A 23,578-nucleotide genomic window follows, 5' to 3' on the forward strand; every position below is an offset into this window, starting at 1 on the left:
CATCAGGCCGCGGCCTTGCGTCGAACGGATCGCCTGGCAAAGATTGGTCTTGCGCGACAGGCAGAATTTGCACTGGCGGCATTCCGGCGTGTAGAGCGGAATGACGTGGTCGCCTTTTTTAAGCGTGCCGACGCCCGGACCGACATCGACGATCACGCCCGCGCCTTCGTGGCCGAGAATCGCCGGGAAGATGCCTTCCGGATCGGCGCCTGAGAGCGTGTAGTAATCGGTGTGGCAGATCCCCGTCGCCTTCACTTCGATCAGGACTTCACCGGCACGCGGACCTTCGAGATCCACCTCTTCGATCGTCAACGGGGCGCCGGCTTTCCATGCGATTGCTGCTTTGGTTTTCATCGTGAATGCTCCTGTGAATCTGTGAATGCTCTGGCACGTCGCGGTGAGATATCGCGCGACGTACCGATATCGCGGTTCGGCTGCTGCGGTTATTTCGTTTGCCAGGCTGTGAACGGACGATGTTGCTCTCGTCCGGCATCAGGTACCCCCTCTAACTTAGCGCGCGAAAGTCGTCATGGTATTGCAAAGTACGTCGCGGCATTGTCTGTAGCTGACATCGCGTTGGTCACCGAAGCGGAGTTTCGCCGAACCATGATTCGACGCGGCCATACAGATCGAGAAAGCGCGCGTAACGTTCGGCGAGCGCCGCATCGCCTTGTGGCCCGGCCACGCGCGTCGCGCCTGGCGCAAGCGCGGCGAGGTCGCTCGCGTGCCAATGCCCGCTCGCCAATCCGCCGAGAATGGCCGCGCCACGCGGCGCCGCGTTCGGACAATCCACGGCATGGAGCTCGACGTTCAGCGCATCGGCAAGCAACTGCCGCCAGCGTGCATCGACTGAACCACCGCCTGCGAGTTTCAATGTCGTCACCGTCGCGCCGCTCGCGCGGATCGCGTCGAGCCCGGCGCGCAGCGAGAACGCGACGCCTTCGAATGCGGCGCGCATCATCGTGCCGCGCGTGTGGTCGAGTGCAAGGCCAAGCCAACCGCCACGAGCGGACGGGTTGAGCCACGGGGTGCGCTCGCCGGTGAGGTACGGCAGGAAGGTGAGGCCTGGCGCGGCGCTTGTCGCATCACCAAACGCATCACGATAAGCATCGGCCCATTCATACGAGAGCCAGCCGCGCACGCGTTCAAGCGCGACGCCGACGTTTTGCATCGCCGCCATCCGATACCAGTGATCGCTCGCGGCGCGATAGCGATGCAAGCCTTTCACGGCTTGCGGCGCGTGTTCGGCGAGCACGACGATTTGTCCGCCGGTGCCAGTGGTGAGCAACGCGTCGCCGTCACTGGCGAGACCACTGCCGAGCGCGGCACATGGGGTATCCGCGGCGCCAATCGCGAGCACGATGCCGGCTCGCAAACCCAGTTCCTGCGCAGCTTTCTGCGACAAAACACCGCCCGCAGCATAGGAAGGCGCAAGCGGCGCAAACCATTCATGCGGCAATTCGAGCCGCTCAAGCAACGCCCGATCCCACACACCCGCAGGATCCGCGAGCGCCGTCGCGCAGGCGTCGGATGGATCGGTTGCGACGGCGCCGCCCAGTGCGACACGCAGCCAATCCTTCGGTTGCAACGCCCAACGTGTCTTGCGCGCGGACTGCGGTTCGTTCTGCACGATCCAGCGCAGCAAAGGACCCGCCATGCCGGGCGCAACAGGATTCGGCTGCGGCTCGGGCCATTGATCGAGCAGGTCCAACGCGCGCGTGTCGGGCCAAAGCATCGCGGGGCGCACAGCTTCGCCATCGGCGTCGATCAGCACGACACCGTGCATCTGTCCGGAGAAGCCGATTGCCCGCACCTCGCGGCGCCAATCCTCAGGCAAACGCGCCGCCGCTTCGCCTAGCGCGCGCCACCAGGTGTGCACCGAGATTTCCGCCCACCCCGGATGCGGCGTTTCGAGTGCATACGCGACACTCGCCGCTGCCTGCTCGCGGCCGCTTTCGTCGACGATTGCTACTTTGAGGGAACCGGTGCCGAGGTCGATGCCAAGAAAACTCATGGATGATAGAACGTCAATTTGAGCTTGGGGATAAGCACGCGAAAGGTGCCTGGAACGACGTATTTTCCGTCTCCGCAGCGCGATTTTGGAAACGAGTCCGAACGCACGCAGAAAACCCGGAATCGCGGGTTAACCCCGCCACGCAGCGAGCCACATCAAAATAGCACTATGTGGCGAGCGAGATACACCTCATTGATTCTCACACATATCTCGTTTAGAAGGGCGCGAGCGGCGCGTGAGCGCACGTCGCTGCTGCAAGGGGCTGACGGCCGATTTGTGCGGCGCACGCATTTCTTTTGGCTTTCAAATAGGCCTCACCCATATCGTCACCGGGAATGCCGGAATAGGCCCCAGTGGTCTTGTTGCACCTTTTCGTTCCGCATACCTTGGAGCTATCCCAAAACGAGATGGTGGAGAGAGACAAAATGCAATCGAACACGGTTCACCCGTGCGACGAGCGACTGCCCGCGGGCCAGTTGCTGACGCTCGGCATTCAGCACGTTTTGGTGATGTACGCAGGCGCAGTTGCGGTGCCGCTGATCATCGGTGCGGCGCTGAAATTGCCGAAAGACCAGATCGCGTTCCTGATCAGCGCCGATCTGTTTTCCTGCGGCATCGCCACGCTGATTCAGACCCTCGGTCTGTGGATCTTCGGCATCCGTCTGCCGGTCATCATGGGCTGCACGTTCGCGGCTGTCGGTCCGATGGTCGCGATCGGCACCAATCCCTCGCTCGGCATTCTCGACATCTTCGGCTCGACGATCGCGGCCGGTATCATCGGCATCCTGCTCGCGCCGGCGGTCGGCAAGCTGCTGCGCTTCTTCCCACCGGTGGTTATCGGCGTGGTGATCTCGGTGATCGGCCTCTCGCTGATGGAAGTGGGCATCAACTGGGCGGCCGGTGGCGTGGGCAATCCTGATTACGGCAACCCGGTCTATCTGGGCCTGTCGCTCCTCGTGTTGATGCTGATCCTGCTGATCAACAAATTCGCCAAGGGCTTCCTCGCCAATATCTCGGTGCTGCTCGGCATCGTTGCAGGTTTCATCATCGCGCTGGCGCTTGGCCGCGTGAACATGGACGGCGTCACGCACGCACCGTGGGTCGGCATTGTGATGCCGTTCCACTTCGGCCTGCCGCATTTCGATCCGCTCGCGATCGCGACGATGGTCACCGTGATGTTCGTCACCTTCATCGAATCGACCGGCATGTTCCTCGCGGTCGGCGACATGGTGGATCGTCCGGTAGATCAGAAGACGTTGGTGCGTGGTTTGCGCGTCGACGGTCTGGGCACGCTGATCGGCGGCATCTTCAACTCGTTTCCGCATACCTCGTTCTCGCAGAACGTCGGCCTGATCGGCGTGACGGGTGTGAAGAGCCGCTTTGTCTGCGCAATGGGCGGCGTGATCCTGGTGCTGCTGGGCCTGTTCCCGAAGATGGCGCAGGTGGTTGCTTCGGTGCCGGCCTTCGTGCTCGGCGGTGCGGGCATCGTGATGTTCGGCATGGTGGCGGCAAACGGCATCAAGGTGCTGGCCAAGGTCGACTTCGTGAAGAACCACCACAACCTGTTCATCGTCGCGGTGAGTATCGGCATGGGTCTGGTGCCGGTGGTATCGCCGCAATTTTTCTCCAAGCTGCCGCCGGCGCTGTCGCCGCTGTTGCATAGCGGGATCTTGCTGGCGTCGGTGTCGGCGGTCGTGCTGAACCTGATCTTCAACGGTGTGAAGAGCGAGAAGAAGGCGCAGTGCGAAATCCGCAAGGCCGGACATGATTTCGACGGACGCGGCGGTAATGAGCCGCCGCGCGACGAGATGCTGCGTGCGGTAGATCTGCACTGAGCGTCTGACTGTGGAACCAGCGCCGCGCGACTGGGGTCGCTGCGGTGCTTGAGGTGCCAAGGGTCGCTAAAGCCACACACGCTCTGCGGAAATAAAAAACGCCACGGCATGCCGTGGCGTTTTTTATTTCCGGCTGCGCAAGACGGCTTCCCTGAAACCGGAAACCACCCTGCCCGCCAGCTATTGCGAGTCTATAAGACGTTTAGCCCGCAGTGGCTGCCGAAGCCGCCACCGGCGCACTTGCCGCGCCGTAGTCGACCGGCGCATCCGCCGGACGCGGCTGCTCGCCGGCCCGCTGGATCCAGCCGCCGCCCAGTGCCTGGTACAAATCAACCAGGTTCTGGAGACGCTGCATGCGCGCGGTGATCAACGACTGCTGCGACGAGTACAGATCGGTCTGCGCGGTCAACACCGACAGATAGCTGTCGACGCCGTTCGTATAACGCAAGTTCGACAGATCCAGTCGACGCTGTTCAGCAAAGGTATTGCGCTCCAGCGCCTGGATCTGCTGATCGTACGTGCCGCGTGCCGCCAGTCCGTCCGCCACTTCGCGGAAGGCCGTCTGGATCGCCTTTTCATACGTCGCGATCTGGACTTTCTTCTGGATATTGGCGAGATCGAGGTTGGCAAGGTTCTGCCCGCCTTCGAAGATCGGCAGCGTGATCGACGGCGCAAAGCTCCACGCCGCCGAACCCGGCTTGAACAGGCCACCGAGCGACGGGCTCAGCGTGCCGAAGCTGCCTGTCAGCGAGACCTTCGGGAAGAACGCCGCACGCGCCGCACCGATGTTCGCGTTGGCCGCCAGCAAGTTCTCTTCGGCCTCCATGATGTCCGGGCGACGTGTCAGCAGATCGGACGGCAATCCGGCCGGAATATCCGTGAGGAGATTCTGGTCGTTCAACGTCAGACCCGGCGGCAAATCGGCAGGCAAGGGCTCACCGAGCAACAGCACCAGTGCGTTCTCACCCTGGGCGCGCAGACGCGCCTGCGCCTGCAGGTTCGCGTTGGCCTGTTCGACCACGGTTTGCGATTGCCGCAAATCGAGTTCCGAACCCGTGCCGTTATCGAATTGCAGCTTGGCGATCCGATACGACTCCTGCGACGTCTTCAGCGTGTTCTGCGTCACCGTCAGCAGATCGTCGAGCTCGAGCACCGTCAGGTACTGATCCGCGACTTGCGAAACCAGCGAGATTTCCGCCGCCTTGCGTGCCTGAGTGGTGGCCAGGTACTGCGCCAACGCCTGATCCTTCAGGCTTTGAATGCGCCCGAAGAAGTCGATTTCCCAGGAAGCGTTCAGACCCACCGAGTACGTGTTCGAGATTGTCTGGTTGTTGAAAACCAGTTCTTTCGGCGTACGCGATTTGGTCTGCGAAGCCGCAGCGTCGAGCGTCGGGAACAGCCCCGCACGAACGATGCGGTACTGCGCCGCCGACGCCTGCATGTTCAGTACCGACACGCGCAGATCGCGGTTGTTTTTCAGCGCGATCTCGATCAACCGCTGCATGCGCGGGTCGACAAAGAAGTCACGCCAGCCGATATCGGCCGCAGCCTGGCCGCTGGCGCTACGCGCCGCAGTCGACGTGCCCGTTTGCCCCGCACCCGGCTGGGTCGCGCCCGGCTGCGTGTCATACACGCCGCCGGCCGGGAAGGTGCCCGTCACGGGTTCAGCCGGGCGTTGATACTTCGGCGCCATCGTGCAACCCGCGGCGAACAGCGCAACCGCCACTGCAATCAAAGAGTGTTTTTGCATCTCAATGTCCGTCCTTGCCCGAGCCTTCATCAGCCGACCCGCCACCTTGACCGTCATGCGGATGGTGCTGGTTGTAGTGTGCGAGCGCCTCATCCGGATCTTCCTTCTCGCCGCCGAACTTCGCGCGAATCACGACGAAGAACATCGGGATCATGAAAATCGCGAGGAAGGTCGCCGTCAACATCCCGCCGATCACGCCGGTACCGATTGCGTGCTGGCTGGCCGAACCCGCGCCGTTACTGATCGCGAGCGGCATCACGCCGAGAATGAACGCGAGCGAGGTCATCAGAATCGGACGCAATCGCAGACGCGCTGCTTCGAGCGCGGCCTCGACCGGCCCCATCCCCTCCTTAACCTGCAGGTCGCGGGCAAATTCCACGATCAGAATCGCGTTCTTCGCCGACAGCCCCACCGTGGTCAACAGCCCCACCTGGAAGAACACGTCGTTCTCGAGCCCGCGCAGCGTAGCGGCCAGCAGTGCGCCGATCACGCCGAGCGGCACCACCATGATCACCGAGAACGGGATCGACCAGCTTTCATACAGCGCCGCGAGACAGAGGAACACCACCAGGATCGAGATGCCGTACAGAATCGGCGCCTGCGAACCGGACTGGCGTTCCTGCAACGACAGGCCCGTCCATTCGTAGCCGATACCCGCCGGCAGCTTCGCCACGAGTGCTTCCATGGCCGTCATGGCCTGACCCGTCGACTTGCCCGCCGCTGCCGCACCCTGAATTTCCACCGCCGAGATACCGTTGTAACGCTCGAGCTTCGGCGAACCGTAGCCCCACGAGCCGCTGGCGAACGACGAGAACGGCACCATGGTGCCCGCCGTATTGCGCACGTACCAGGCGTTCAGGTCTTCCGGTTTCATCCGGAACGGTGCGTCGCCTTGCAGATACACCTTCTTGATCCGGCCGTCGATATCGAGGAAGTTGTTCACGTACTGCGACGCCCATGCGATCGAGAACGTCTGGTCGATCGCCGACAGCGACACGCCGAGCGCGGAAGCCTTCTCGTGGTCGATGGCCACCTTGAACTGCGGCGTATCGTTCAGGCCGTTCGGACGCACCTGAGCCAGCGCCGGATCTTTCGAGGCCATGCCCAACAGCATGTTGCGAGCTTGCATCAGCTTCTCGTGGCCGATACCGGCGCGATCCTGCAGTTCGAAGTCGAAGCCGGCAGCCGTGCCGAGTTCGGGAATCGACGGCGGATTCACCGGATACACCAGTGCATTCTTGTAGCCCGAGAAATGCATGAAGAGACGGCCAACCAGCGCCTGCACCTTCTGATCCGAATGCTGACGCTCGGCGTAGTCCTTCATCCGTACGAACACGAGACCCGCATTCTGGCCGCGGCCGGCGAAGCTGAAGCCGTTCACCGTGAAGGTCGATTCGACGATGCTCTTCTCGCCGTTGAGCAGGTAGTCGGAAACGTCCTTCAGCGCGCGCGCCGTGGTTTCCTGGGTCGACCCGGACGGCGTTTGCACCAGCACGAACATCGTGCCCTGGTCCTCGTCAGGCAGGAACGACTTCGGCAACTTCACGAACAGCAGACCGACCGCGAGGATCACCACCATGTAGATGATCAGCCAACGGCCCGAGCGCTTGATCACGTGGTGAACGCCAGAGTGATACTTGTCGCGGCTCTTGTTGAACGTGCGGTTGAACCAGCCGAAGAAACCGGTGGTTTTTTCCTCGTGGCCCTTTTCGATCGGCTTGAGGATCGTTGCGCACAGCGCCGGCGTCAGAATCAATGCGACCAGCACGGACAGCACCATCGCCGCCACGATCGTCAGCGAGAACTGCCGGTAAATGGCCCCGACCGAACCGCCCGAGAACGCCACCGGCACGAACACCGCCGACAGCACGAGCGCCACGCCGACCAGCGCGCCGGTAATCTGGTCCATCGCCTTGCGAGTGGCATCTCGAGGCGACAAGCCCTCTTCCTGCATCACCCGCTCGACGTTTTCCACCACCACGATCGCATCGTCCACCAGCAAGCCAATGGCCAGCACGAGCCCGAACATGGACAGCGTGTTGATCGAGAAGCCCACCAGACCCATGACCGCGAACGTGCCCAGCAGCACCACCGGCACGGCGATCGTCGGGATCAACGTGGCGCGCAGGTTCTGCAGGAACAGGTACATGACCAGGAACACCAGCACGATACCTTCGAGCAGCGTCTTGACCACTTCTTCGATCGACAGGCGCACGAACGGCGTGGTGTCATACGGATACTTCACGACGAGACCATGCGGGAAGTACTTCGACAGTTCGTCGATCTTCGCGCGCACTGCCTTGGCGGTTGCCAGCGCGTTCGCGCCGGTAGCCAGCTGAATCCCGAAACCTGCCGTCGGCTGTCCGTTGTACTTGGTGTCGAAATTGTAGTTTTCGCCACCGAGCTCGATACGGCCCACGTCCTTGATACGGACTTGCGAGCCGTCCGGATTCACTTTCAGCAGCACGTTGCCGAACTGTTCAGGCGTATTCAGCAGCGTGGCTTCCGTGATGGTTGCTTGCAGCACTTGCCCCGGCACCGCCGGCGTGCCGCCGAGCGAGCCGCCCGCTACCTGCACGTTCTGCGCCTGCAAGGCCGTCTGCACATCCACCGGCGTGAGGCCGAAGTTGGTCAGCTTGTTGGCGTCGAGCCAGATCCGCATTGCGTACTGCGAGCCGAACAGCGTCACCGTACCCACGCCGTCGATCCGGCTGAGCGGGTCTTCGACGTTCGACGCGACGTAGTTCGCCAGGTCGTACTTGTTCATGCTGCCGTCTTCGGAGTTGAACGCCATCACGAGCAGGAAGCTGCTGCTCGATTTGGTGACCTTCGTCCCGAGTTGCTGCACGGCTTGCGGCAACAGCGGCGTGGCGAGTTGCAACTTGTTCTGCACCTGCACCTGCGCAATGTCAGGATTGGTGCCGGCTGCGAACGTCAGCGTGATGGTTGCCGTACCCGAGTCGTCCGAAGTGGACGACAGATACAGCAAGTGGTCGAGACCACTCATCTGCTGCTCGATCACCTGCGTGACGGTGTTTTCCACCGTCTTCGCCGATGCGCCCGGGTACGTTGCACTGATCTGCACGGCCGGCGGTGCGATGGTCGGATATTGCGCGATCGGCAACGTAAAGACCGACGCGATACCCGCAAGCATCAGAATAATGGCGATCACCCACGCAAAAATTGGGCGATCAATAAAGAACTTTGCCATGTGGCGGGCTCCCTGTTATTACGCGCCCGATGCAGCAGAAGCGGGGTGCGCCGTCTGCGTAGCACCGCTGGCGGCCGGTGCACCCTGAGCGGATGCGTCGGAAGCGGGTGTGGCGGGAAGTTGCGCGGCAACGGCCTTGACCTCCTGCCCCGGATGCGCCTTGTCGGTGCCCTGGACAATCACGCGGTCGCCGGCCATCAGGCCGCTTTCCACCACCCAGTTCGAACCGTACGTGCCCAACGTAACGAGCTGGCGCAATTCGACCTTGTTCGCGCTATTGACCACGAGCGCGGTAGGCGTGCCCTTCTGGTCATGCGTGATGCCGACTTGCGGCACGACGATCGCATTGTCGTTGACGCCTTCTTCGATCCGGGCGCGCACGAACATACCCGGCAGCAACACCTTGTCCGCGTTCTTGAAGATCGCGCGAACCGTCACCGAACCGGTGCTCTGGTCGACCGTCACGTCGGTGAACTGCAGCTTGCCCTTTTCCGAATAGGTGCGGCCGTCTTCGAGAATCAGCGAGACCTTGGCAGCGTTCGGGCCGCTCGTCTTCAGGCGCCCTTCCTGCACTTCGCGGCGCAGCTTCAGGCCGTCGAGGCTGGATTGCGTCAGATCCACGTAGACCGGATCGAGTTGCTGGACCGTTGCCAGCAGCGTGGCCGCGCTCGCCTGCACATAAGCGCCCGGCGTGACTTGCGACACGCCGACCTGGCCGGTCACCGGCGAGGTTACGTCGGTGTAGCCGAGGTTGATCTGCGCCGTATCGACCGCTGCCTTGCCGGCGGCCACGTCAGCCGCGGCCTGACCTTCTGAGGCCACAGCATTGTCGTAGTCCTGCTTGCTGACCGCGTTGGCGGCAACCAGCACCTTGTAGCGGTTGGCTTGCGCGGTGGTCGACACGAGATTGGCCTGGGCCTTCGCCAGCGTTGCCTTCGCATTGTTCAACGTCGCGATGTAGGGCGCCGGATCGATCTTGTACAGACGCTGACCGGCCTTGACCTCGCCACCTTCCGTGAATTCGCGGCGCAGCACGATGCCGTCGACCCGTGCACGCACTTGCGCGACGAGGAAGGCACTGGTGCGGCCCGGCAATTCGGTGACGACGGGCACCGCCGTCGGCTGGACGGTGACGACGCCAACTTCGGGCGTTTGTTGCGGCGGGGCAGATTGTTTTGGTCCGCACGCTGCCAGCAATACGGCAGCCGTCGCGGCACTGATTAAGCGGAATGGAACCCGTTCGACGCGCATGGAGCGACCTCTGTCAAAGACTGAGAATGAAAAAGTGCGCGCATCCCTACCCCGGGGACGACAGCGCACACATGCGTCTTGCGACGCCTGACCGGAAGCCCGTGGATGCAAACCGCACCTGCAGGGGCATCCTGAGCGAAATGCGCCATACCGGGGAAATGCCGCACGGCGCCGCCCATCCGGGCGCGGCGCAAGAGCGTTTTGAAAGGCAACAGTGACGGATATTAACCGGTCGTCACTGCTTGGGCTATCCGATCGTGGGATGCTATTATATATACATCCACGAATGCATGTAAAAGTGCGTTTACTTCTTTGCAGCCGGAGGGCCTGCAAGAACGCCTCGCAAATTGCTTAACAGTAGACAGATTGTCATCGAGCGTACTTAAAAGCGCCCGGGAAAACCCCACAATCAGGGCAGGTCACACCTATATGGTCAGAAGAACCAAAGAAGAGGCGCAGGAGACGCGCAATAGTATTCTCGACGCGGCCGAACGGGTTTTCTTCGAGAAGGGTGTATCGCGCACGTCGCTCGCCGACATCGCGCAGGCGGCCGGCGTCACGCGCGGCGCAATCTATTGGCACTTCGCGCACAAAAGCGATCTGTTTACCGAAATGTTCGACCGCGTGCTGCTTCCGCTGGACGAACTCAAGGCCGCCTCGCAAGACCCCAATGAACCCGATCCGCTCGGTCGCTTAATGGAAATCTGCACGGTCTGCCTGCGCGACATCGCCAACGACCCGCGCCGCCGGCGAGTGTTCGACATCCTCTTTCTGAAGTGCGAACTGGTCGAAGAAATGGGTCCGGTGATGATCCGCTATCAGACCAATATGCGCGAAGGGCTGAAAAAGATCGAAGGCGGCCTGCGCAATGCGATCTCCAAAGGGCAAATGCCGGCCGACCTCGACACCAGGATCGCGGCGGCGATGGTTCATGCGTTCGTCAGCGGCTCGCTGCGCGATATGCTGTTTCTGCCGGAGGCGACCGATTTCGGCAAACATGCGGCGCAGATGGTCGCCGGGATGTTCGATGCGCTGCTGCTGAGCCCGGCGTTGCGCAAGGGGAAGGCGGCGGAGCTATCTATTCAGGCAGCTACCTGAATAGATAGTTAGCGTCGCTACGAAACAGCGGGCCGCCCCTTACAAGAGGCTCTTACAAGAGGCCTTTGCAGCGGCTTCACGCAGTCGCCTGACTAGCCCGCGCCTTCTGGTTCGACGCATAAATGTTGCCGCGTTCGAGCGGCGCCCCACCCTTCACCGCCGCAATCCACTCGTCCGTACTCGCCACAGCCGCGAAGCGCGAATGCAGCACCACGCTGAACACCCGGTGAATGTCCTGCGCACTCGCAAAACCCGCGCTGTTCGCGTAAGGCACCGAGCCCGTCGCGTCGTGCAGAAATTCGACGGTGAGACCTAGGTGGACCGCGTGGTTGATAGTCGACGCATCGCAGTTGTGGGTCATGTAGCCGACCACCGTCACTGTGTCGACCTGCTGCGCGGCGAGCCATTCGGCCAGATCGGTCTCGGTGAACGCGCTCGGCAACGTTTTCTCCAGCAGGTGATCGTGGCCGCGCGAGCCCACCACCGGGTGCAATTCCGCGCCCACGCTGCCGCGTGCGAATAGCCGAGAGGTGGCCGGCGAGAGGTTCTGCACAACCACCACCGGCACGCCGGCGGCACGGGCCGTGTCCATCGCCCGGCCGATGTTGGCGAGCGAAGTTTGCACATCCGGATATTCGATCGGCAGATCGCCGGTGACGTATTCGTTCTGCACATCGATAACGATCAGTGCACGGCGCGGTGTAGTCATGGCAAGACTCCTGTCAGATATGGCTCGCGCTGCGTGGCCCGGGGCGGGCGCTGCATAGGCAGCGGCGATGACTGCATTGTTCGCCCACCGCCGTTTTCCCGACAGTGACCCGAATGACAAGATTCGCTAGAATCGGGCCATCGTTGAAATATTGTCGGATTTCATAGGGCGACCGCGACTGATGGCTACCCCCACCTCCTCCACCGCGGAGCGCGACGACGCGCCCCGTCACGTTGTCGCGGTCGTCGCGTTCGACCGCATCAGCCCGTTCCATCTCTCAGTGCCGTGCGTGGTGTTCGGCGAAGACCGCAGCGGCGGCGGCTTGCCCGATTTCGACTTTCGCGTCTGTGCGGCCGAAACTGGCGCGCTGACCACCACGGCCGGTTTCTCGATCGCCGTTACGCATGGTCTCGAAGCGCTCGCCGACGCGCAGACGATCATCGTACCGAGCTGGCGTGATCCGAACGAGACACCGTCCGCCGCACTCCTCGACGCATTGCGCGCCGCCCATGCGCGCGGCGCGCAACTGGTCGGGCTGTGTCTGGGCGCGTTCGTGCTGGCGGCGGCCGGCATCCTCGACAACCGGCCGGCCTCCACCCACTGGGCGTGGGCGGACGACTTCGCGCGCCGCTATCCGTGCGTGCGGCTCGATCCCGACGTGCTCTATGTCGACGACGGCAACGTGGTGACCTCGGCCGGCACCGCCGCCGGCCTCGACTGCTGTCTGCACGTGCTGCGCAAAATGTGCGGCGCGCAGGCCGCGAACTATGTCGCGCGCCGGCTAGTCGTGCCGCCACATCGGCAAGGCGGCCAGGCGCAATTCATTCAGCAGCCGGTGGCGCCGAACGTACGTGGCGACCGCCTGTCCTGCCTGCTTGATTGGGTAAGGGTGAATCTGGATGCGACGCATACGCTCGACACGCTCGCCGAACGCGCCTTGATGAGCCGCCGCACTTTTACGCGACGTTTCCGGCTGGCCACCGGCGCAACCGTCGGCGCCTGGCTGCTGGCACAACGGCTCGCCCGCGCGCAGCAGTTGCTGGAAAGCACGGATGAGTCCGTGGAAGCGATCGCGGGGATTGCAGGCTTCGGCTCGACCGCCTCGCTACGGCAACATTTCGCGGAGGCGTTCCGCACCTCGCCGTCTGCGTGGCGGCGGGAGTTTCGCGGTGTGTGAGCGCGGATGAAAGCGCTTGACAGGTTGGCGCGCGGGTGACGGCGAACGCGGCCAGAACGGCAAAAGCGGATAAAGCGTTCAGGGGCCGCAAACGCCCTGTGCTCGACGGCAGTTCGTAGTGATTGACCGAGATTTCGTAGTCGCGTCCGCGCTACAGCGGCTCACTGAGTCGTAACCAAGCCACATCCGTCGCGATGGTGGTGGTCGAATCAAGCCAAGCCAGGCCGTCACTGTTCGCTAATCCAACGCGCCACATACAACAGCAACGCCACCAGAAAAATCATCACCGCCCATGCCCAGTTCGGGACCGCATGCGGACCGGAGTCGTGATGCGAGACCTCATGCGACACACCGTGGGATGCCCCATGCGACGCGCTCGCCGCCCGCCCGGTCAACGCATTGCCATGTTCGGTACGGTTGCGTCGAGCGATGCCACCGAGCGTGATCGGCCGCAGAAACACGTGCTGTCGACGCGCCCCTGATCCACGTGCACGGTTCGGCCCTTGCCCATGCTTGGCGCGAACGACCGCGCCGAACTCGTCGAAAAAATCGTCAGCCAGTTGATGCAGCGCGTTTTCAAGCTGGCGCGTGGGCAGTTCGGCGAGCGGCCCGGACGAGGTCGCCCAGATCGTGTAATCGATCCGCGTGCTCCGCTCCCTGCCGATGCCATGCGCGCCATCCTCCGCGCGCAACCTCACTTCGATCTGTCCGCGTAACGCGCCGATACCCTCGGCTCGCGCCTTGAAGTTGATGGTGCGGCGCTGCGCGTCCGCCGGTCCGGAATCCTGGCCGGCGACATGGGCCCGCGCTTCGTAACGCGCGCGCAACGGCCCGAGCGGCACGGTCATGGTCAGCGCATATTCGCCGTGGCCAAGTCGCGTGAACGACTCGCAGTTGTCAAGGCTGGCACGCAACAAGGCGAGGTCCTGCAACGCGTCCCAAACGTCGGACGGCGAAAGCGGAATCCGTAACGCGTCGTTCACTTCCACGGCAGCCTCCCCCGATGAACGCGCGACAGCCGGTCAGGACGTCTGATCGATACGGTCGACGCGCGATGCGTAAAACGCGAGATACCCTTTTATTCGTATCGCCGCCTCGAGCGGCGTCTCGTAGCTCCACACGGCGTTTTCGATCAGGCCGTCTTCGGTGCGCAGATGGTAGTACGAAGCATCGCCCTTGAACGGGCAGTGCGACGTATGCGTTGAGCGTTCGAGGCGTGCCATGTTCACGTCGCCACGCGGGAAATAGAACACGTCCGGCAGGCCGGTTTCGGTGAGCGTCAAGCCGGCCTGGGTGTCGGCCATTGTCACGCCACCGTGAATCACCCGCACCCGGTGGTTGTTGCCGCTAATGGCGATGGTGTGCCCGCCCGTGCTTGCGCCGGTGCCGGGGCTTCCGTGGGGTGTCAAGGCATCGCTCATGTCTCGGCTCCGTGTTGATGTGCGGTCGTGCAAACAGAAAAGCCACGGGGGGCGCCCGTGGCTTCATTATCGGCCAAACTTCAGCCAATTGCGCGACCTTCCTGAATGCAGCCCGGACGTCTCGCCCGGCGCCGTTCAGGGAGGCGAGCTGCTTATTGCGTATTCCAGTAGAACGCCGCCTTGGCGGTGCCCTTGGCCGGAACCGTCACCGATTTGGTCTGGTCGTTATCCTTGTATTGCGCATGCACGGTGTAGCGGCCCGGGCGCAGCTTGACCAGCATGTATGGCCCACGCGACGTGGCGCTCAGCACGTCGCCGTTGTGCGCATCGACAACACGCACGTGGACGTCGGCGAGAAAATCAGAGCCGGGGCCGGTGAAGCGCAGCGACAACGGCCACTGGCCCTGTGCGTGCTGCAATGCTTTCGATTCGTCGAGACCGACGCCGCCCGACACGAACGAGACGTCGCCCTGGTGCTGGATTTGCGGCAGGCCGCCACCGTTGGCGTTGCCCGCGCTGCTTTCGTCGGTGGTCGTGCCGCCCGTTACGTCACTCGCCTGGGCATAAGCACCGCCCGCCAGACCGAGCGTGAGCGCTGCGCATACGGCGGCGGCTACGATCCTTCGCTGATTGCGTTGGGTTTTCATCGGTTCGCTCCTTCTTAAGGTCCTTGTCGTCCGGCGTCCCTCAATGGGTCCGGATCAAGGCAGACGCAACCTGCGTGCCAATCATCAGTTTGCGTCGTCTGGAAACCGCTGCTGCGCCACGCCATACGGCGCAGCGCGCCCTTCTTCGCGAGTTTGATGCGGGTGACGAATGCCGGTCCCTCGGCAGTAAGTGCAAGGACCGGCAAGCTTTACTTCAATTTCCGGGCGGATCGGCAGAGCGTCAGTCAACATGACAGCCAAACGATCATCCATGCCATCGCCCGGGCTCTTCGCTTGCCGATCCGCTTAACCTCAGCCGAGATCGACCGGCACGAAGATCTGCGCGTTGTCGCGCTGGATCAGCAACGCGATGCTGTTGCCCGCTCCGGCGATCATCTGCTTCAATTGATCGACGCTCGTGACCGGCCGGCCGTTGACCGCCAGAATCACGTCGCCCGGCTGGATGCCGGCGCTTTCAGCCGCACCGCCCGATTGCTGCACCAGCAGACCGTGCGACACCGACGCGCCGCTCTTTTCTTCCGGCGTCAGCGGACGCACCGCCATACCGAGACGGCCTTGCAACTGGGTCGGCTGATTGGCTTTGTCCGAAGCCACCTTCGCATCCGACAACGAGCCGATCGTCACCTTCAGGTCTTTAGTGGCCTTGTCGCGCCACACCTGCACGGTGGCCGAGCTACCCGGCGCCAGACCCGCGACTTGCGACGGCAGATCCGACGAGTCGCTGACCGGTTCGCCGTTGACCGACAGAATCACGTCGCCCGGTTGCAGACCGCCCTTGGCGGCCGGACCGCCCGGATCGACCGAACTGACGAGCGCGCCTTGCGGCTTCTGCATACCGAACGAATCGGCCAGCGTCTGGTTCATGCCCTGCACCGCGACACCGAGACGTCCGCGGCTCACGTGGCCGGTCTTGACGATGTCGTCCTTGACCTTGATCGCTTCATTGATCGGGATAGCGAACGAAAGGCCCTGGAAGCCGCCCGTCTGCGAATAGATCATCGAATTGATGCCGATCACTTCGCCTTGCAGATTGAACAGCGGGCCGCCCGAGTTACCCGGATTCACCGGCACGTCGGTCTGGATGAATGGCGTGTAGTTTTCGTTCGGCAGCGAGCGCGACTTCGCGCTGATGATGCCCGAAGTCACCGTGTTGTCGAAACCGTAAGGCGAACCGATCGCGACCACCCACTGGCCGACCTTGCTCTGACGCGGATCGCCGATCTTCACGATCGGCAGATTGCTCGAGTCGATCTTCAGCACGGCGACGTCGGACTGCTTGTCGGCGCCGATCACTTTCGCCTTGAATTCGCGCTTGTCGGTGAGCTTCACGGTGACGACGTTCGCGCCGTCCACCACGTGGGCATTGGTCAGGATATAGCCGTCACTGCTGACGATGAATCCCGAGCCGAGGCTCGCACTCGGCTGGTCGGGTGCATCGCCGCCGTCGCCGCCTTGCATGCCCGGCATGCCGCCGAAGAAGTGCTTGTAGAACTGATAGAAGGGATCGCTCGGATCGATCGGCAACTGGTTGCCACCGGTGCCACCATTACCGCCGTTGCTACGCAATGCCGTCTGCTTGACCACATGCTTCGCGCTGATGTTGACGACAGCCGGGCCGTAGGTTTCGACCAGACCTGAGAAATCGGGGATGCCGGTTTTCGCCGCGGCTTCAGCAGGCATCATCGCGGCCTGCGCCGGCGTGATCACCTGCGGCGCGGGCACGTCGCGATGCCCCGCCACATAGCCGGCGGAGAGCGCCACGGCGACAGCCACTGCAACAGCGCTGCGGGACAAGGTTTTCGCGTTCATCGTGTACTCCTGACTGGGAGAAAGAGGCTTTGGAATGGGATGAAGCGTACGTGGCATCGCTTAAAAGAGTCTTAAGCAGCGTCAGATCGCTTCCAGCCGGTTCTTGAGGCTTGTTTCAGCCTCGCTTGAGCCACATTCGAGCCACATTCGAACCACTTTACGAACAGAAAGCCTCACATTCAGAAGCGCACTTCAACCTGCAAACCACCCGCCGGAGATTCGTCGAGCTTCACCGCCGCATGGTGTTGCGTAGCGATGCGGCGCACGATCGCGAGGCCGAGACCGCTGCCCGCCACATCCGTGCGCGCGCGGTTTGCGCTGGCGCCGGCGCGGTAGAAGCGATCGAACACGCGGTCGCGTTCGGCCGGTTCGATGCCCGGCCCACTGTCGGCAATCCGCACCACCGGATGCCCTTCGTCGACATGCAGACTGACGTCGACGCGGCCGCCTCGCGGCGTGTATTTGGTTGCGTTATCAACGAGGTTGTTGAACATGACACGCAGCGCGTCGGCGTCGCCAATCACCGTGGCAGGTTCGCTCGCCTCAATACCGAGATCGACGCCGCGATTCTGCGCAAGCGGCGCGTACGCCACTACACAGTCCTGCAATAGCGCGCGCAGATCGATCGCATCGGTGGCGGCGAGGCCGTCCGGTTCTGAACGCGCAAGCGCCAGCAATTGCTCGGCGAGACGCGTGGCGCGCGTGACGCCCGCTTGCAGATCGGCAAGCGCTTCGCTACGCGTGGCGTCGTCTTTCGCGCGGGCTACGAGTTGCGATTGAATCTGCACGGCGGCGAGCGGCGTGCGCAACTCGTGCGCGGCATCGGCGACAAATGCTTTCTGGATATCGAGTGCGGTGGCGAGCCGTTCGAGCAGGCCGTTCAACGCGCGCACGAGCGGCTGCACTTCGAGCGGCAGACGCTGATCGGGCAAGGGATCGAGCGCCTCGGGATGACGCGCGTCGAGCGCGCTGGTCACGCGCCGCAACGGCCGCAGTCCACGCCCGACGACCACCCACACCGCCACGCCCAATAGCGGCAGTAGCACGATCAACGGCCACAGGGTTCGCAACGCGACATTCGCCGCGAGCCGGTTGCGCACCGACACCGGCTGCGCCAGTTGCACGACGTTATCGCCGACGATCGCGCCGTACACACGCCAATCGCCGCGGTCCGTATGCTCCGTCGAAAAACCGAGTTCGGCGCGCGGCGCGAGCGGCGCACGCGGTCGCGAGTAGTACATCAACACGCCGTTGCGATTCCAGATCTGCAACACGATGCCTTCGTCGCCGGTGTCGCGCGAACCGAGCACTTGCGAGAACGGTTCCGACGGCAGCGCCGCGGCGATCTGCTCCAACTGGTAATCGAACAGTTCGTTGGCTTCGGCAAGCGCTTGCCGGTAGATCAGCCAACCCGCAATACCGACGCCGAGCAACACCAGCGCCAGCAGCCAGAACAACAATTGACGTCGAATCGAACGCATCGGCTCAGGCGTCCTTGGCGATCATGTAGCCAAGACCGCGCACGTTGCGGATCAGGTCCGCGCCGAGCTTCTTGCGCAGGGCGTGAATGTAGACCTCGACGGTATTGCTGCCGATCTCCTCGCCCCAGCCGTACATCTTTTCTTCGAGCTGACTCTTCGAAAGCACCGCGCCGGGTCGTGCGATCAACGCTTCGAGCAGGGCAAATTCACGCGCCGACAACGCGACCGGTGCACCGTCGAGCGTGACCTGATGCGAGGCCGGATCGAGCGTGAGGTTGCCGTGTCGGATGGTCGAATCGCTGCGGCCCGATTGGCGGCGAATCAGCGCGCGCATGCGGGCGCCGAGTTCGTCGAGATCGAAAGGTTTGACGAGGTAATCGTCAGCACCGGCGTCGAGGCCTTTGACGCGATCGGCGACCGCATCGCGCGCGGTAAGGATCAGCACTGGCGTGGCCTGGCCTTTGGCGCGCAGCGTGCGCAGCACCTCGAGCCCGTCGCGTTTGGGCAGGCCGAGATCGAGCAACACCAGATCGTAAGGTTGGCCGGTCGCCGCGCTGAGCGCCGCTTCGCCGTCTTCCACCCAGTCGACCGCGAAGCCTTCGCCGCGTAGCGCCTTGCGCACGCCTTCGGCGATCATCCGGTCGTCTTCGACTAGCAATATGCGCATGGTTGGTGCTGTCCTGAAACATTTGATGATGCCGCATTCTAGCGCCCGGCCCGACATGCGCGCCGCACGACGCTTTTTCACCGCAGCCTCGCGGCATGTCTCTACAATGAGCGCTTTGCGTCGCGCAGCGGTTTTCTGCGCATCACGCGACGCCCCGACACACTTTGCATTGCCGCGCGCCACCGCGTCCCGAAATCCTGCTTCTTCGCCTGTCCATGACGCACGCTTTTTTGCCCACTTTTTTGTCGTCTCTCGCACGCCGTGTGGCGTCGCGTCCACGCTTCTCTGCTTCCATCGATTCCATGCCACGCCGGATCGCGCCACGCGCGGCGGCATTGCTGCTCGCCTGTGCCACGCTCGGCTGCGGCGTATCGCTGCCGCTCACCGCGCAGGCTCGCGTCAAGGCCAGGCATCCGAGCGTCAACGTCACCACGGTGTTGCCGCAACCGGTGATGGCCGGCCTGCAGCGTGCGCACGTACCCTTGTCGTCGATCAGCGTGGTGGTCGAAAAGGTCGGCGACCGCACGCCGATCGTCGCACTGAACGCCGGCAAGCCGATGATGCCCGCCTCGACGATGAAGCTCGTCACCACCTACTCCGGCCTCTCGATCCTCGGCCCGGACTATCGCTGGCGTACGAGCGCCTACGCGGACGGCACGCTCGACGCCAACGGCGTGCTGCACGGCAATCTCTACATTCAGGGCACAGGCGATCCGAAACTCGTTCCAGAGGAACTGATCGACCTCGTGCAGAAGATTCACAAGGCGGGCATCAACGGCGTCGACGGCGCACTAGTGCTCGACAAGCGCTATTTCGACGCCTCCACGCGCGATCTGCCGCCGTTCGACGACGACGCCACCGCGCCTTACAACGTCGGCCCTGATCCGCTGCTGTACGCCTTCAAATCGCTGTCATTCACGCTGACGCCTTCACCGGACGGCAGCGTCGCAATCGACGTGCTGCCTGCGCTCTCGCAGTTGCAGATCGACAATCAGATGCACGCGGTCAATGGCCCCTGCCGCGGCGATGCAGCCTCCGTCTCGCCCACCGTGACACCGCAGTCCAATGGCACCGTGGTGGCGTCGTTCACCGGCGACTACTCGGTGCGCTGCGGCCCGCGCACAATCAATGTCGCGGTGCTCGACCACTCCGCGTTCTTCGCGGGCGGTTTCCTCGCGCTGTGGCAGCAAACCGGGGGCACCTTCAGCGGCGCAACCCGCGAAGGTGCGGTGCCGGTCGGCGCGCGCCTCGTCGCCACGCACCAGGGGCCGGTGCTCTCCGACATCGTTCGCGACATCAACAAGTTCAGCAACAACACGATGGCGCGCAACCTGTTCCTGACAATCGGCGCGACGGAAGAAAGGCCGCCCGCCACGCCTGAGAAATCGGCGCGCGCCATCGAGGCGTTTCTGCGCCGCGATAGCGTCGACATGGAATACCTGACGCTCGACAACGGCTCGGGCCTGTCGCGCGACGAGCACATCACCGCGCTCTCGCTCGCCGATCTGCTGCAGCGGGCCAACGCGAGCCCGGTCGCGCAGGTGTTTGTGGAGTCGCTACCGATCGCGGGTGTCGACGGCACGATGCGCAACCGCTTGACCAACCAGGGTGCGGGCGGCAATGCGCACATCAAAACCGGCACCTTGCGCGACGTGCGCGCGATCGCCGGTTACGTGGCCTCGGCGGACGGCAACAGCTATGTGGTCGTGAGCCTGATCAACGACCCGCATTCGGAAGCCGCGCGCGCCGCGCACGACGCCTTGCTCGAATGGGTATATCAGGGCCCGTCCCAGGGATTCACGAAAGTCTCCGACCCCGTCGCCGAACCGCGCGCCAGCAAGCCCAGGAAAAACCCGCACAAGCGCGCCGCCCATTGAGTATTCCTTCTATAGAAGCCGCGCGCCGCGACGCGCCCAAGCGTGTACGCTGTCGGGCAGTGTTTGAGGCGCGCGTAAAACGCAATGCGTAGCGCGCGAGCCGCGCACGCCCCGTAGGAAGTCCCCTTGGGGGACCGTTACGGTTGCGTGGCCTAATCAAACAATAACGACAACGTCCGTTGCGGCAAGCGCAGCGGCCAGGGACCACGGAGGAAGACCCAATGCAATTCGATGCCGAATTGCTGCTGCTCGCCATGGCGCCAGTCTTTCTCGCATGCATTGGCTGGGAAGCATGGCACCTGCGGCGCACGCGCCCCGGCGCGCAGCTCTATAGCTGGCGCGACACGTTCTGCAACGCCGCGCTCGCGCTGATGCAGCAAGCCGCCGACAAGCTCGCGTGGCTCGCGATCATCCCTGTCTATGCTTTTTTCTACGATCACTATCGCGTCACCACGTGGCAGGCGAGCTGGGTATCTTTCGTCGTGCTGTTCGTCGCGCAGGATCTGCTCTATTACTGGTTTCACCGCTGCAGCCATCGCGTGCGCTGGCTGTGGGCCGCGCATGTCGTGCATCACTCGTCGGAGCGGATGAATTTTTCGACTGCATTCCGGCAGAGCCTGATGTATCCGATTGCCGGCATGTGGCTGTTCTGGATTCCGCTCGCCGTACTCGGCTTTCCGCCGAAGCAGATCGTTGCCATCGTGCTGATCAATCTCGGCTTCCAGTTTTTCGTGCATACCCAGGCAATCGGCAAACTCGGCTGGCTCGAATACGTGTTCAACACGCCGTCGATTCATCGCGTGCATCACGCGCGCAACGACCGCTACATCGATCGCAATTACGCGGGCGTGCTGGTGATCTGGGATCGCCTGTTCGGCAGCTATGTCGAGGAAGATCCGCACGACGCGCCGGTGTACGGCATCGTCGAACCGCTTCACACCTATAACCCGTTGAAGGCGACGTTTCATGAATGGGCGTCGATGGCGGCCGACTTCGTGAGCGTGCGAGGCTGGCGCAACAAGTTGCGCGCGCTGTTCGCGCCGCCCGCCTGGGCAACGGATTATCATGCGCGTCGCGCCGCCGGGGCGAGCGCCAGTGCCAGTGTGCCGTCGTCCGGCGGTGCTACGGGCATTGAAGAAAACCATACGGCCGCGTTTCAAACATCGCGCAGACCGTAGAAGATTCTGTAAGCTGTCGTCATGCCGCTAAAGCGGTGGGCGCTGCCTGCAATACATGGCATAAGGGCCACACATACGAGGAGATGCAGTCAAAATGAATCAAACAACATCGAAGAAGCGCAGTTTCGTACGCCTCACGCAGATCGCCGTCGCCAGTGCCGCGTTCGTGTTGCTCGCGGCTTGCGGCGGCGGGGGCGATAACAACAACTCGAGCAGCAGCACGCCGGCAGGCGGCGTGAAATTGCAGGTCGTGTCGTTCGGCGACAGTTTGTCGGATGTCGGCACGTACGCGCCGGTGATTCAGTCGAGCTTCGGCGGTGGCCGCTTCACGACCAACCCGGGCGAAGTGTGGACCCAGAAGGTCGCGGAGTACTACGGCGGCACGTTGACCGCCGCGTATCTGGGCGGCTTCGGTCAACCGCTGGTCGCAACGGGCGGATATGGTTATGCGCAAGGCGGCTCGCGCGTGGATCTGCAGCCAGGCGAAGGTTACGCGCCGAACAACATGGCAGCCACAACGATTCCCGTCACGCAGCAGATCACGCAGTATCTAGGCGCGCACGGCAGCTTCAATTCGAACCAGCTCGTGTTGATGAACGGCGGCGCGAACGACATCTTCATCCAGGCGCAAGCAGTGTCGGATGCCGGCACTGCGGCGGCGACAGCGGTCCTGCAGAGCGGCGGAACGGCTGCAGCAGCGCAGCAGGCCGCCGCCACCGCGTCGAATGCTGCGATCCCCGCAGCGCTTCAGGCGATCGGTGTGGCGGCGGGCAAATTCGTCGGTTCGGTTCAGCAGGTCATCGCGGCGGGCGCGACGCACGTGGTCGTGTCGGACGTGCCGGATATCGCGCAAACACCGCAAGGTCTGCGAAGCGGCGCGCAAGGCCAAAGGCTGTTCAATGTGCTGGTCCAGACTTATAACGGCGCGCTGCAGCAGGCGTTTGCATCGAACAAGCAGATCATTTATGTGAGCGCGTTTAAGTGGCTGGACACTACGCTGGCGTCCAGCCAATCGCTGGGTTTCACGGTGTCGAACACGGACACGGCGTGTAACCTGAAAGCGATGGGGCAAGCGGCCACGACCTATGCCACGCAGAATCCGGCCGTGCTTCAGCCTGGGCAGTCGGCTGTGTCTTACGGCAGCCAGTTCCAGTCGTCGCTGTTCTGCTCGCCGCAAACGCTTACGGTGGCCGGCGCGGATCAGACGTACATGTTCGCGGATCTGGTGCACCCGAGCACGCATTTGCACGCGTTGTTCGCGCAGACGGTCGAGCAGGCGGTCGCTGCAACCGGGTTGGGGAAATAAGTTGAGGATTGCCGCGTAGCGGTGGCAGGATGCGAGTTCTGCGAACGCCTGGCTTGCTGGTCAAGCCGGGCGTTTTTTCCGACCCCAACGCGGCGTCTTGAGCGGAGCGAATGTAGCGAACGCGCT

19 protein-coding genes are annotated in these 23,578 nt (G+C 63.1%); 6 read left to right on the top strand and 13 right to left on the bottom strand.

The features are described 5' to 3' along the window. On the bottom strand, positions 1-354 hold a 354-nt coding region (locus VFE81_RS11630), incomplete at its 3' end, for an alcohol dehydrogenase catalytic domain-containing protein (protein WP_325044738.1). Positions 355-580: 226 nt separating this feature from the next. Beyond that, positions 581-2,014, bottom strand: coding sequence for a xylulokinase (locus VFE81_RS11635; RefSeq protein ID WP_325044739.1), 1,434 nt, complete (start codon positions 2,012-2,014; stop codon positions 581-583). A 425-nt stretch (positions 2,015-2,439) separates the two neighbouring features. Here VFE81_RS11635 and VFE81_RS11640 point away from each other — a divergent pair, with 425 nt between their 5' ends. After that, complete coding sequence (locus VFE81_RS11640) at positions 2,440-3,849, top strand: nucleobase:cation symporter-2 family protein (RefSeq protein WP_325044740.1); 1,410 nt, start codon at positions 2,440-2,442, stop codon at positions 3,847-3,849. A 202-nt stretch (positions 3,850-4,051) separates the two neighbouring features. Here VFE81_RS11640 and VFE81_RS11645 read toward each other — a convergent pair whose 3' ends face one another. The 3 genes from VFE81_RS11645 to VFE81_RS11655 are packed head-to-tail and all read right to left on the bottom strand — an operon-like array spanning position 4,052 to position 10,061. Beyond that, positions 4,052-5,599: an efflux transporter outer membrane subunit gene (locus VFE81_RS11645; protein WP_325044741.1), complete on the bottom strand. Its 1,548-nt coding sequence runs from the start codon at positions 5,597-5,599 to the stop codon at positions 4,052-4,054. 1 nt (position 5,600) lies between these two features. Beyond that, positions 5,601-8,810: an efflux RND transporter permease subunit gene (locus tag VFE81_RS11650; RefSeq protein WP_325044742.1), complete on the bottom strand. Its 3,210-nt coding sequence runs from the start codon at positions 8,808-8,810 to the stop codon at positions 5,601-5,603. A gap of 18 nt (positions 8,811-8,828) precedes the next feature. Continuing rightward, the gene (locus VFE81_RS11655) at positions 8,829-10,061 is read right to left on the bottom strand and encodes an efflux RND transporter periplasmic adaptor subunit (protein WP_325044743.1); all 1,233 of its coding nucleotides are present in this window, start codon (positions 10,059-10,061) and stop codon (positions 8,829-8,831) included. Between the two features lie 429 nt (positions 10,062-10,490). Here VFE81_RS11655 and VFE81_RS11660 point away from each other — a divergent pair, with 429 nt between their 5' ends. Beyond that, entirely contained in the window at positions 10,491-11,159 is a 669-nt protein-coding gene (locus VFE81_RS11660; RefSeq protein ID WP_325044781.1) for a TetR family transcriptional regulator, read from the top strand. 76 nt (positions 11,160-11,235) lie between these two features. Here the strand turns inward: VFE81_RS11660 and VFE81_RS11665 are convergent, their stop codons facing one another. Beyond that, complete coding sequence (locus tag VFE81_RS11665) at positions 11,236-11,868, bottom strand: cysteine hydrolase family protein (RefSeq protein WP_325044744.1); 633 nt, start codon at positions 11,866-11,868, stop codon at positions 11,236-11,238. A gap of 181 nt (positions 11,869-12,049) precedes the next feature. Between VFE81_RS11665 and VFE81_RS11670 the strand changes: the two genes are divergently transcribed. Continuing rightward, a complete protein-coding gene (locus tag VFE81_RS11670; RefSeq protein ID WP_325044745.1) occupies positions 12,050-13,045 on the top strand; it encodes a helix-turn-helix domain-containing protein in 996 nt (331 codons plus the stop codon). A gap of 227 nt (positions 13,046-13,272) precedes the next feature. On the opposite strand, the gene VFE81_RS11675 is transcribed toward VFE81_RS11670, so the two are convergent. From VFE81_RS11675 to VFE81_RS11705, 7 genes are all read right to left on the bottom strand, one after another. After that, the gene (locus VFE81_RS11675; RefSeq protein WP_325044746.1) at positions 13,273-14,034 is read right to left on the bottom strand and encodes a CoxG family protein; all 762 of its coding nucleotides are present in this window, start codon (positions 14,032-14,034) and stop codon (positions 13,273-13,275) included. 33 nt (positions 14,035-14,067) lie between these two features. Next, a complete protein-coding gene (locus VFE81_RS11680; RefSeq protein ID WP_325044747.1) occupies positions 14,068-14,466 on the bottom strand; it encodes a DUF427 domain-containing protein in 399 nt (132 codons plus the stop codon). 152 nt (positions 14,467-14,618) lie between these two features. Continuing rightward, positions 14,619-15,113, bottom strand: a complete 495-nt coding sequence (locus VFE81_RS11685) for a carboxypeptidase regulatory-like domain-containing protein (RefSeq protein ID WP_325044748.1) — start codon at positions 15,111-15,113, stop codon at positions 14,619-14,621. A gap of 84 nt (positions 15,114-15,197) precedes the next feature. Further along, positions 15,198-15,386 (bottom strand): hypothetical protein, encoded by a 189-nt coding sequence (locus VFE81_RS11690; RefSeq protein WP_325044749.1) that lies wholly within the window; start codon positions 15,384-15,386, stop codon positions 15,198-15,200. 39 nt (positions 15,387-15,425) lie between these two features. Continuing rightward, positions 15,426-16,943, bottom strand: coding sequence for a DegQ family serine endoprotease (locus tag VFE81_RS11695; protein WP_325044750.1), 1,518 nt, complete (start codon positions 16,941-16,943; stop codon positions 15,426-15,428). A gap of 179 nt (positions 16,944-17,122) precedes the next feature. Then, on the bottom strand, positions 17,123-18,424 hold the full coding sequence (locus VFE81_RS11700; RefSeq protein WP_325044751.1) for an ATP-binding protein: 1,302 nt from the start codon (positions 18,422-18,424) through the stop codon (positions 17,123-17,125). 4 nt (positions 18,425-18,428) lie between these two features. After that, positions 18,429-19,091 carry a response regulator gene (locus tag VFE81_RS11705; RefSeq protein ID WP_325044752.1) on the bottom strand — a complete coding sequence of 221 codons (663 nt, stop codon included), beginning with the start codon at positions 19,089-19,091 and terminating at the stop codon, positions 18,429-18,431. Positions 19,092-19,306: 215 nt separating this feature from the next. Between VFE81_RS11705 and dacB the strand changes: the two genes are divergently transcribed. From dacB to VFE81_RS11720, 3 genes are all read left to right on the top strand, one after another. Further along, on the top strand, positions 19,307-20,968 hold the full coding sequence (gene dacB, locus VFE81_RS11710) for a D-alanyl-D-alanine carboxypeptidase/D-alanyl-D-alanine endopeptidase (protein ID WP_325044753.1): 1,662 nt from the start codon (positions 19,307-19,309) through the stop codon (positions 20,966-20,968). Positions 20,969-21,189: 221 nt separating this feature from the next. Next, positions 21,190-22,146 carry a sterol desaturase family protein gene (locus VFE81_RS11715; protein WP_325044754.1) on the top strand — a complete coding sequence of 319 codons (957 nt, stop codon included), beginning with the start codon at positions 21,190-21,192 and terminating at the stop codon, positions 22,144-22,146. Positions 22,147-22,240: 94 nt separating this feature from the next. Further along, positions 22,241-23,452 (top strand): SGNH/GDSL hydrolase family protein, encoded by a 1,212-nt coding sequence (locus VFE81_RS11720; protein WP_325044755.1) that lies wholly within the window; start codon positions 22,241-22,243, stop codon positions 23,450-23,452. Positions 23,453-23,578 lie beyond the last annotated feature (126 nt).

This window comes from Paraburkholderia sp. (assembly GCF_035656215.1).
Lineage (GTDB): Bacteria > Pseudomonadota > Gammaproteobacteria > Burkholderiales > Burkholderiaceae > Paraburkholderia.